The organism is Terrisporobacter vanillatitrophus (assembly GCF_051148895.1).
GTDB classification, from domain to species: Bacteria; Bacillota; Clostridia; order Peptostreptococcales; family Peptostreptococcaceae; genus Terrisporobacter; species Terrisporobacter vanillatitrophus.
This window is the reverse complement of sequence record NZ_CP154625.1, coordinates 3,794,529-3,806,340: the sequence shown is the minus strand read 5'-3', so window position 1 is coordinate 3,806,340 and position 11,812 is coordinate 3,794,529. Positions and strand designations below refer to the sequence as shown.

The window sequence follows — 11,812 nt, the reverse complement described above, 5'->3', positions numbered from 1 at the left end:
TACTTGAATAAAGATTATGTGGTTATTATAGCAAAGAGGATACACCTGTTCCCATTCCGAACACAGAAGTTAAGCTCTTGAGCGGCGATGGTACTTGGGGGGCGACCTCCTGGGAGAGTAGCACGTAGCCACGTAAAATGCTGGTATGGCTCAATTGGTAGAGCAGCTGACTTGTAATCAGCAGGTTGTAGGTTCGAGTCCTATTACCAGCTCCACAAATGGCTCATTGGTCAAGCGGTCAAGACACCGCCCTTTCACGGCGGTAACAGGGGTTCGATTCCCCTATGAGTCACCACCTGCGGGTGTAGCTCAATGGTAGAGTTCCGGCCTTCCAAGCCGGCTGTGAGGGTTCGATCCCCTTCACCCGCTCCAATTTAATTAATCCCAGGACCATAGCTCAGCTGGGAGAGCACCTGCCTTACAAGCAGGGGGTCACAGGTTCGAGCCCTGTTGGTCCCACCATAAAAACACAAACGCGGCCTGGTAGTTCAGTTGGTTAGAATGCCAGCCTGTCACGCTGGAGGTCGAGGGTTCGAGCCCCTTCCAGGTCGCCATAATGACTCATTAGCTCAGTCGGTAGAGCACTTGACTTTTAATCAAGGTGTCCGGAGTTCGAATCTCCGATGGGTCACCAATTATTATAGAAACCATGTGAATTATTTTCACATGGTTTTTTCTTATGTAAATAATAGCAAAATACAAAATACAATGATTAAAAAAAATTATTTATTGCAATATTCTGAAAATTTAACTATACTATTATCAATAACTATTTTAACTTAATGAATTAATATATTTCTAAATTAATACTTTTGAAAACTTTATTTTATTAAGCGTGATTGATAGGGGGGAAGTGTATGAATTATACAGATATAAAACCTGCAAAACAAGGATTATATTATCCTGAGTTTGAGAAAGATAATTGTGGTTTAGGTTTTATTGCAGATATTACAGGTAAAAAAAGTCATGATATAGTTAAAAAAGGTTTAAGTATATTATTGAACTTATCACATAGAGGAGCAACTGGATGTGATAATAAAACAGGGGATGGAGCAGGCATATTAATTCAAATACCTCATGAGTTTTTTAAAGCAGAATTAAAAGATGACCTGCCAGATGAAGGTGAGTATGCAGTTGGAATGGTATTTTTGCCTAGAGAAATTGATGAGTATTTAATGTGTGAAGGTATTTTTGAAACAGTAATAAGAGAAGAAAATTTAAATTTAATAGGGTGGAGAGATGTACCTGTAGATAGGAACTCTATTGGAGACATAGCAAAAGGTGCTGAACCATTAATAAAACAGATTTTTATAGATAGAGGAAACTTAAATATAGAAGAATTTGAAAGAAAATTATATATAATAAGAAAAATAGTAGAAAATAAAGTAAGATCATCTCATATGCACAACAAAGGATATTTTTACGTATCTAGTTTATCAAGTCAAACAATTATTTATAAAGGCCTTCTTTTAGCTAATCAAATAGGCAATTTTTATGAAGATTTAAAATCACCTAAATTTGAAAGTGCATTTGCGCTTATTCACCAAAGATATAGTACAAATACTTTTCCAACATGGGACTTAGCTCAACCTTTTAGATATATAGCTCATAATGGAGAAATAAACACAATAAGAGGAAATAGAAATTGGATGAATGCTCGAGAAGGAGTATTAAAATCAGATTTGTTAGGAGATAATATACAAAAATTATATCCTATAATATCACCAAACTGCTCTGACTCGGCTAATTTTGATAATGCTTTTGAACTTTTAGTCCAGAGTGGGAAGTCATTAACACATGCAATGATGATGTTAATACCTCAAGCATGGGATAAAAATATGGCAATGGATGAGGATGAAAAATCTTTTTATAATTATCATGCAACTTTGATGGAACCATGGGATGGTCCAGCAGCAATGATATTTACAAATGGACACGAGATAGGGGCAACTTTAGATAGAAATGGTTTACGTCCTGCTAGATATACAATAACAAAAGATAATTTTGTAGTTTTAGCATCTGAAAGTGGTGTTTTAAATATTGACCCAAAGAATATAAAATATCGTGGTAGATTGGAACCTGGAAAAATGTTTTTATTGGACTTAAACGAGCATAGAATTTTGAAAGATAAAGAAATACGACAAAAAATATTTAAAGAATATAATTATAAATCATGGATAAAAAGAAATAAAATGACTATGGATATGCTACCCTATCCATCTTATTTACCAGGAGGCGATATGGATACCCTTTTAAAAAGACAACAATCTTTTGGGTATTCTCAAGAAGAAATAAAAGTGATTTTAGGACCTATGGCAAGTAAGGGAAGTGAACCTATTGGTTCTATGGGATATGACACATCATTAGCTGTATTATCAAAAAGACCACAGTTATTATATAACTATTTCAAACAATTATTTGCTCAAGTAACAAATCCACCTATAGACCCAATTAGAGAAAAATCAATAATGAGTTTAATTACCATAATAGGACAAAAGGGCAATTTGCTTGATAATGAAAAGAAAGACTTTAAATTTATTCAATTAGATCATCCAATTCTTACAGATATAGATTTAGAAAAATTAAGTAAAGTGAATAATGCTACTTTAAGGGCTATAAAAATTCCTATGCTATTTAGCTACCCTAGTGATGGTGATGGCTTAGTTGATGCCATAGATTTATTATGTGAAAGAGCGAGAGATGCAATCTTGGAAGGTTACAACATAATAATTTTGTCTGATAAAAATATAAATAAACATCAAGCTCCTATTCCAGCTTTATTAGCAATAAGTGCACTTCAACAGTATTTAATCAAAAATAAGTTAAGAACTAATGTAAATATAATTTTAGAAACAGGAGAAGCCAGAGAAGTAATGCACTTTGCTTTATTAATAGGATATGGAGCAACTGCTATAAATCCTTATTTGGCATTTGAAACCATAGATGATTTACAGAGAAAAGAATTATATGTGGATAATTTATCAAGTGAAGAATTAAAAGATAATTATATAAAAGCTATATGTGCAGGACTTTTAAAAGTTATATCAAAGATGGGCATATCTACAATACAAAGTTATAGAAGTGCGCAGATATTTGAAGCCTTAGGTATTAATAATTCAGTAATAGATAAATATTTTACAGGAACACCATCGAGAATAGAAGGAATAGGTTTAGATATAATCGCAAAAGAATCTTTAGAAAGACATCATATTGCTTATGATAAACTTAGAAATCCTATAGATTCTTTAAAACTTGGTGGAGAATATGCCTATAGAAGAAATGAAGAATCTCATATGTTTAATCCGTATACAATAACAAAGTTACAGCAAAGTACTAGAAATAATAGTTACAATACATTTAAAGAGTTCTCTGATGCAATAAATAATCAATCAAAAGAACTATGTACAATTAGAGGATTATTAGATTTTAAAAATGTATCATCAATACCTATAGATATGGTAGAACCGGCATCTGTTATAGTAAAAAGATTTACAACTGGAGCTATGAGTTTTGGTTCACTTAGCAAGGAAGCACACGAAAATTTAGCCATAGCTATGAATAGAATGGGTGCTAAATCTAATACTGGCGAAGGTGGAGAGGATGAAAATAGATTTAAAGATGAAACTAGAAGTGCAGTTAAACAAGTTGCTTCAGGACGATTTGGAGTAACTACAAATTATTTAGTAAATGCAGATGAAATACAAGTTAAAATGGCTCAAGGTGCAAAACCAGGAGAAGGAGGAAGGCTTCCAGGATCTAAAGTGGATGAAATAATAGGAAAAGTTCGTCATGCTACACCTGGCATTGATTTAATTTCTCCACCTCCACATCATGATATTTATTCTATAGAGGATTTGGAGCAATTAATACATGATTTAAAAAATGTAAATCCAGAAGCTAGAATATCTGTAAAACTAGTATCAGAAGTTGGAGTAGGGACTGTAGCATCAGGAGTTGCAAAGGCTAAGGCAGATGTTATTTTAATTTCAGGATATGATGGAGGTACTGGAGCAGCTCCTTATACATCTATAAAACATACAGGAGTTCCATGGGAGCTAGGATTATCAGAAGCTCATCAAGTTCTTTTATTAAATAATTTAAGAGGACGTGTAAGAATACAAACTGATGGTCAAATGAGAACTGGTAGAGATGTGGTAGTAGCTGCATTATTAGGTGCTGAAGAATTTGGATTTGCTACAACTCCGTTAGTAGTATCAGGATGTGTTATGATGAGAAAATGTCATTCGAACACATGTCCAATGGGAATAGCTACACAAAATCCAGAACTTAGAAAAAAATTCAAAGGAAAACCAGAAGATTTAATAAGATATTTCTTTTTTGTAGCTGAAGAAGTAAGAGAATTGATGGCCAAATTAGGATTTAAAACAATAGATGAAATGATTGGAAGAGTTGATTTATTACAAGTCAATGAAGATATGAAAAATTATAAATGTAGAGATATAGATTTATCTTCTATTTTATATAGACCTAATTTACCACAAAGGATAGCTGGAAGAAAAATAATGGAGCAAGAGCATAATATAGATAAAGCGTTGGATCATAAACTTATAGCTTATGCTATGGAAAGTTTAGAAAATAGAGGACATGTAGAAGAAGAGTTTGAAATAAAAAATACTAATCGTACTGTAGGAACTATGCTTAGTGGTGAAATAGCAAAGATATATGGAGAAGAGGGATTAGAAGAAGATACGATAGTTTATAAATTTACAGGTAGTTCGGGTCAAAGTTTTGCAGCCTTTGGAATGAAAGGTCTTACTATGATTTTGACAGGTGATTGTAATGATTATGTGGGCAAAGGATTATCTGGAGCTAAAATAATAGTTAAACCATATGAAAATTCGTCTATTGATGCAAGTAAAAATATTATAGTAGGAAATACAGTGCTTTATGGAGCAACTAGTGGCCAAATGTATATAAATGGATTAGCAGGAGAAAGATTTGCAGTAAGGAACTCTGGAGCAACTGCAGTAGTAGAAGGAGTAGGAGATCATGGATGTGAGTATATGACAGGAGGTATTGTATTAATACTTGGTGAAATAGGTAAAAATTTTGCAGCTGGTATGAGCGGAGGAATAGCATATATTTATACTTCTGATGATTTAAATGAAGGAGCAATAAATAAAGGTCTCGTTGATATTGATGACATACAGGAATCTGATCTAAATACAATTAAAAAATTAATAAACAATCATATTCAATATACAAATAGCCCAAAAGCCAACTTTATATTAGAAAATTGGAATGTGGAGAAAAATAATTTCCACAAGATAATACCAAGCGTATATAAGAAAATATTGGAACATGGAGAAAAGCAAGATGATAATGAAGATATCACTTGCGTTATATAGGAAGGTGATGAAATGGGAAAATCAACTGGATTTATTGATTATGATAGGGAGACTTTAGAAAAGCGTCCTGTGGAAGAAAGAATTAAAGATTATAAAAAAATTTATATCCCTATGGATTATAAAAAAGTTGAAATACAAGCAGCTAGATGCATGGATTGTGGCGTGCCATTTTGTTGTTCTGAGTTTGGATGCCCTTTGGGTAATGTAATACCAGAAGTGAATGATTTGATTTATCATGGAAAATGGAAAGAGGCTTTAGAGATACTTACTCAGACTAATAATTTTCCGGAGTTTACAGGAACTGTATGTCCAGCCTTATGTGAAAGTGCTTGTACATTGGGAATGTATAATAAATCTGTTTGTAATAAAAATATTGAACTTAGTATAATTAATAAAGCATTTGAAGAAGGTTGGATTAAACCTAAGAAGCCAATTATGAGAACTAACAAAAAAATTGCCATAGTTGGCTCTGGACCTTCAGGTTTAGCATGTGCAGATCAATTAAATAAAGCAGGTCATAATGTGGTAGTATTTGAAAGAGACGACAGAATAGGAGGGCTTTTAACTTATGGCATTCCTGATTTTAAGTTGGAAAAATGGGTTGTAGATAGAAGAATTAATTTAATGAAGGAAGAAGGTGTGGAATTTAGAACAAATATATGGATAGGAAGAGATTATCCATCAACTTATTTGAAAAAAGATTTTGATGCAGTAGTTTTATGTGGAGGAGCTACACAAGCTAGAGATTTGCCTGTTCCAGGGAGGAATTTAGATGGATTGTGTTTTGCAATGGAATATCTTACTCAACAAAATAAAAGAAATCAAGGAATAAAAATTGATGAAGATGAGATTATTGCAAAAGATAAAAATGTGGTTGTTATTGGTTCGGGTGATACGGGAGTAGATTGTATAGGCACAGCTATTAGACAAGGAGCTAAAAAAGTTTATCAAATTGGTAGATCGGGTAAACCACTGGATAAAAGTGATGAAAATAAAATGTGGCCTATGTACCCAATGAAGATGAAGAGCTTAGAAGGTTGTGAAGAAGGAGGAATTAGAGAGTTTTCAGTAAAGGTAACTGCTTTTAGTGGAGAAAAAGGAAAAGTAAATAAATTACATGGTATAAAAATAGATGAAAAATATAAAGAAATAGTAAATAGTGAATTTGAAATAGATTGTGATTTAGCTTTATTTGCCATGGGATTTTTACATCCAGAACATGAAACTATGCTGCAGGATTTGGGAGTAGAACTAGATGAAAGAGGAAATGTAAAAACTGATGACAATTATAAAACATCTGTAGATGGAGTTTATTCTGCTGGTGATATGAGAACGGGCCAGTCTTTAGTTGCTTATGCCATAAGTGAAGGTAGGAAAGTAGCAAAAGAAATAGATTTAAATTTAATGGGGAGTACAAATTTAAGATAAAAATAATAGAGCTTATTTTATATAAGCTCTATTATTTTGTTTATACAAGAACTTTTGCAAAGGGAATTTATTTAAATCATTTTAAATGGGTAATATATATTAATGAATAAATTTTATAATAAATGTTTATATAAAAGGTGAATAATAGAATTATTATGGTATAATTATTATTGTAATTATACGGAACGGATGTTCTAAAGGAGTGAGGAAATATGGATTTTGAAATTCAATCAGCTTTTAAGCCAACAGGGGATCAGCCAGAAGCTATAAAGGAGATTGTTACTTCAATTAATAAAGATGAAAAATTTCAAACACTACTGGGGGTAACAGGTTCGGGTAAAACTTTTACTATGGCAAATATAATTAGAGAGGTAAAAAAACCAACCTTAATCCTGGCTCATAATAAAACTTTAGCAGCTCAATTATATAGTGAGTTTAAAGAGTTTTTCCCTAATAATGCAGTTGAATATTTCGTAAGTTATTATGATTATTACCAACCAGAAGCTTATGTGGCATCAAGTGATACATACATAGAAAAAGATTCAAGTATAAATGATGAAATAGATAAATTAAGACACTCGGCAACAGCATCCATATTGGAAAGAGATGATGTAATAGTGGTATCTTCTGTTTCTTGTATTTATGGTATTGGGGATCCTGATGATTATAAAAAGCTCATGTTATCAATTAGAACAGGAATGGAAATAGATAGAGATACTCTTATAAGAAAGTTAGTAGATATACAATATGAAAGAAATGATATTAACTTTGTTAGAGGTACTTTTAGAGTTAGAGGAGATGTTTTAGAATTATTCCCTGCAAGTGATGATGAAAAAGCTATAAGAATAGAATTCTTTGGAGATGAAATAGATAGAATAGTGGAAATTGACTATGTTACAGGAAAAATTCTAGGAACGAGAAGCTATATAGCAGTATTTCCAGCATCACATTATGTTACTACTCCAGAAAAGGTTGCTCATGCAGTGGAAGCTATTGAAAAAGAGCTATTAGAAAGAGTTCAATATTTTAAAGAAAATGATAAATTAGTAGAAGCTCAAAGAATTGAGCAAAGAACTAAATATGATATAGAAATGCTTAGTGAAATAGGTACATGTCAGGGAATAGAAAACTATTCAAGACATATAACAGGAAGAGAAGAAGGAGAAAAACCGTACACACTAATGAGTTTTTTCCCTGAGGATTTTTTATTAATAGTAGATGAATCTCACGTTACCATACCTCAAGTTAGAGGAATGTATGCCGGAGACCGTTCAAGGAAACAATCATTAATAGAAAATGGTTTTAGATTACCGTCTGCTTATGACAATAGGCCTTTAAATTTCTCTGAATTTGAAGAGAATATAAATCAAGTATTATTTGTTTCTGCAACGCCAGGACCTTATGAAATAGAACACTCTACAACTGTGGCACAACAAATAATAAGACCAACAGGATTACTTGATCCGATTATAGAAGTAAGACCAATTAAAAATCAAATAGATAATTTAGTTGGTGAAATAAATAAAGTTGTTGAAAAGAAAGAAAGAGTATTAATTACAACTTTAACTAAGAAAATGAGTGAGGATTTAACTAACTATTTAAAAGAAATAGGAATAAGGGTTAAATATTTACATTCAGATATAGATACACTGGAAAGAACTGAAATAATTAGAGACTTAAGACTGGGTAAGTTCGATGTATTAGTAGGTATAAACTTACTTAGAGAAGGTTTGGATATACCAGAAGTTTCTCTAGTTGCCATATTAGATGCAGACAAAGAAGGCTTCTTAAGATCTGAAACTTCACTAATACAAACAGTAGGACGTGCAGCTAGAAACTCAGAAGGTAGAGTTATAATGTATGCTGATAAAATTACACGTTCTATGGCAGCAACTATTGAAGAAACTAAGAGAAGAAGAGAAATACAGTCTCAATATAACGAAGAAAATGGAATAATTCCTAAAACTATTGTTAAAGAAGTTAGGGATAGTATAGAAACACTTAAACCAGCTGATGAAGAAGTTGTATTTGGAATTGCTGAAAGTGAAGATGAATATGAAGTTCAAAATAATATAGAAGCTTTACAAAAAGAAATGATGGAGGCTGCACAAAACTTACAATTTGAAAGAGCAGCTCAGTTAAGAGATAAGATAAAAGAGTTGGAAGAAAGGATAAAGAATTAATGGAAGATAAAATCATTATAAAAGGTGCTAAAGAGCATAACCTTAAAAATGTTAGTATAGAACTTCCTAGAAATAAGTTTATAGTTTTCACAGGACTATCGGGTTCTGGAAAATCTTCTTTAGCTTTTGATACTATTTATGCAGAAGGTCAAAGAAGATATGTGGAAAGTTTATCGGCTTATGCTAGACAGTTTTTAGGACAAATGGAAAAACCAAATGTGGAATATATAGAAGGGCTATCACCAGCTATATCTATAGATCAAAAGACAACATCAAAAAACCCTCGTTCTACAGTTGGTACTGTAACAGAGATTTACGATTACTTAAGACTTTTGTTTGCAAGAGTTGGGGATGTTCATTGTCCAATATGTGGCAAACCAATAGCTCAAATGACTATACAAGAAATAGTAGATAAAATATTAGAGTTTCCGGAAAGAACTAAACTTCAAATTTTATCTCCTGTAGTAAGAGGTCAAAAAGGAACTCATAAAAAACTTATAGAAAGTATTGCTAAAGACGGTTTTGTAAGAATAAGAGTTAATGGAGAAAATCAGGAAGTAACTGATGATATTAATTTAGAGAAAAATAAGAAACATAATATAGAAGTTGTAGTAGATAGAATAGTTGTAAAAGATGGAATAGAAGGAAGACTTGCAGATTCCTTAGAAACAGCTATTAAATTATCTGATGGACTTGTTATAGCTCAGATAGTAGATGGAGAAGAAATTTTATTCTCTACTAAATTTGCATGTCCAGAACATGGAATAGGAATTGAAGAATTATCGCCAAGAATGTTCTCATTCAACGCTCCTTTTGGTGCTTGTGATGTATGTAAAGGTTTAGGAGAAAGTAGAGAAGTTGATCCAGATCTTATTATACCAAACAAGGATTTAAGTATTAAACAAGGAGCCATAGCAGCTTGGGGAAGTGTAAGTACAAGTGATGATACATATTATAGTAAAATGGTGCAAAGTTTAGCAGAACATTTTAATGTATCTCTAGATACACCATTTAAAGATTTACCAGAAGATTTTGTTCAAGAATTACTATATGGTGAAAATAATGTAATGGTTCAATTTATATTTGATTCGAAATTTGGAGGAAGAAGAGAATATAAAGCTCCTTTTGAAGGTGTAATAGTAAATCTTGAAAGAAGATATAGAGAAACTAATTCAGAGTATTCAAGAGATAAAATAGAGGAATACATGGCAGAAACACCTTGCCCAAAATGTAAAGGTAATAGACTTAAAAAAGAAGTATTATCTGTTTTAATAGGCGGAAAAAACATAATGGAGGTTACGGATTTATCTGTAAAAGAATTATTAAATTTCGTTCAAAACTTAGAATTAAGTGAAAAAAATAAATTTATAGCTCATGAAATTCTAAAGGAAATAAATGAAAGAGCATCTTTCTTAAAGGACGTTGGACTTGAATATTTAACTTTATCAAGAAAAGCTGGAACTTTATCAGGAGGAGAGGCTCAAAGAATTAGGCTTGCTACTCAAATAGGTTCTGCTTTAGTTGGAGTTTTATACGTACTAGATGAGCCAAGTATAGGACTTCATCAAAGAGACAATGAAAAATTAATAGGAACTTTGAGACATCTAACTGACCTTGGAAATACATTAATTGTAGTTGAACATGATGAAGACACTATGAGGGAAGCTGACTATGTGGTAGATATAGGACCAGGTGCAGGTATTCATGGTGGAGAAATAGTGGCTCAAGGTACTTTAGATGAAATATTAGAAAATCCTAATTCAATGACTGGATTATATTTAAGTGGTAAAAAAGTAATAGAAATACCTGATAGTACAAGAGAAGGTAATGGGAACTTTATAGAAATTAAAGGTGCCATAGAAAATAACTTAAAAAACATTAATGCTAAGATACCTCTTGGAAAATTTGTATGTATAACTGGTGTATCAGGATCAGGGAAAAGTTCATTAATTAACTCTATTTTGTACAAAGGTGTGGCAAGTAAAGTTAATAGATTAAGACAAAGGCCAGGAAAACATAAAGAAATTAAAGGTATTGAAAATATAGATAAGGTAATAAACATAGACCAAAGTCCAATAGGAAGAACTCCTAGATCAAACCCTGCGACTTATACAGGCGTATTTGATCAAATAAGAGACTTATTTGCTACAACTAATGAAGCTAAAGCCAGAGGATACAAAAAAGGAAGATTTAGTTTCAATGTTAAAGGTGGTAGATGTGAAGCCTGCAAGGGTGATGGTATAATTAAAATAGAGATGCATTTCTTACCAGATGTTTATGTACCATGTGAAATATGCAAAGGTGAGAGATACAATAGAGAAACTTTACAAGTTAAATATAAAGACAAGAGTATAGCAGATATTTTAGATATGAATGTAGAAGAAGCAGTGGAGTTCTTTGAAAATATACCATCAATAAAAAGAAAGCTAGAAACATTAATGGATGTTGGGCTTTCTTATATTAAACTTGGTCAACCTTCAACTCAGCTATCAGGAGGGGAGGCTCAAAGAATTAAATTAGCAACAGAATTGAGTAAAAGAGCAACAGGAAAGACCTTATATATTCTTGATGAGCCTACAACAGGACTTCATATGGCAGACGTGGATAAGTTAATTCATGTTTTACAAAAGTTAGCTGATACAGGAAATACTATAGTTGTTATAGAACATAATTTAGATGTTATAAAAACTAGTGACTATATTATAGACTTAGGTCCAGAAGGAGGAGATAAAGGTGGAAAAATAATAGCCACTGGAACTCCTAAAGAAGTATCTCAAGTTAAAGGCTCATACACAGGACACTTCCTGAAAAAATATTTTGAATAAGTATTAA

The 11,812-nt window shown here is 32.1% G+C and carries 4 protein-coding genes, 5 tRNA genes and 1 rRNA gene; all 10 read left to right on the top strand.

Annotated features, from left to right (window positions below):
* Positions 1-17: 17 nt before the first annotated feature.
* The 10 genes from rrf (at position 18) to uvrA (ending at position 11,805) form a co-directional block, all read left to right on the top strand.
* Positions 18-134, top strand: a 5S ribosomal RNA gene (rrf, locus tag TVTCOM_RS18540).
* A 5-nt stretch (positions 135-139) separates the two neighbouring features.
* Positions 140-215 (top strand) — tRNA-Thr (locus TVTCOM_RS18535).
* A gap of 5 nt (positions 216-220) precedes the next feature.
* Positions 221-295, top strand: a tRNA-Glu gene (locus TVTCOM_RS18530).
* A 3-nt stretch (positions 296-298) separates the two neighbouring features.
* A tRNA-Gly gene (locus TVTCOM_RS18525) sits at positions 299-372 on the top strand.
* Between the two features lie 105 nt (positions 373-477).
* Positions 478-554: transfer RNA gene (locus tag TVTCOM_RS18520), tRNA-Asp, on the top strand.
* A 4-nt stretch (positions 555-558) separates the two neighbouring features.
* Positions 559-634: transfer RNA gene (locus tag TVTCOM_RS18515), tRNA-Lys, on the top strand.
* A 223-nt stretch (positions 635-857) separates the two neighbouring features.
* The gene (gene gltB, locus TVTCOM_RS18510; RefSeq protein ID WP_434797720.1) at positions 858-5,369 is read left to right on the top strand and encodes a glutamate synthase large subunit; all 4,512 of its coding nucleotides are present in this window, start codon (positions 858-860) and stop codon (positions 5,367-5,369) included.
* Positions 5,370-5,381: 12 nt separating this feature from the next.
* Positions 5,382-6,797, top strand: a complete 1,416-nt coding sequence (locus tag TVTCOM_RS18505; RefSeq protein ID WP_434797719.1) for a glutamate synthase subunit beta — start codon at positions 5,382-5,384, stop codon at positions 6,795-6,797.
* A 212-nt stretch (positions 6,798-7,009) separates the two neighbouring features.
* Entirely contained in the window at positions 7,010-8,980 is a 1,971-nt protein-coding gene (gene uvrB, locus TVTCOM_RS18500) for an excinuclease ABC subunit UvrB (protein WP_434797718.1), read from the top strand.
* The gene (uvrA, locus tag TVTCOM_RS18495; protein ID WP_434797717.1) at positions 8,980-11,805 is read left to right on the top strand and encodes an excinuclease ABC subunit UvrA; all 2,826 of its coding nucleotides are present in this window, start codon (positions 8,980-8,982) and stop codon (positions 11,803-11,805) included. Before uvrB ends, uvrA begins: the two co-directional genes overlap by 1 nt.
* The last annotated feature ends 7 nt before the right edge of the window (positions 11,806-11,812 follow it).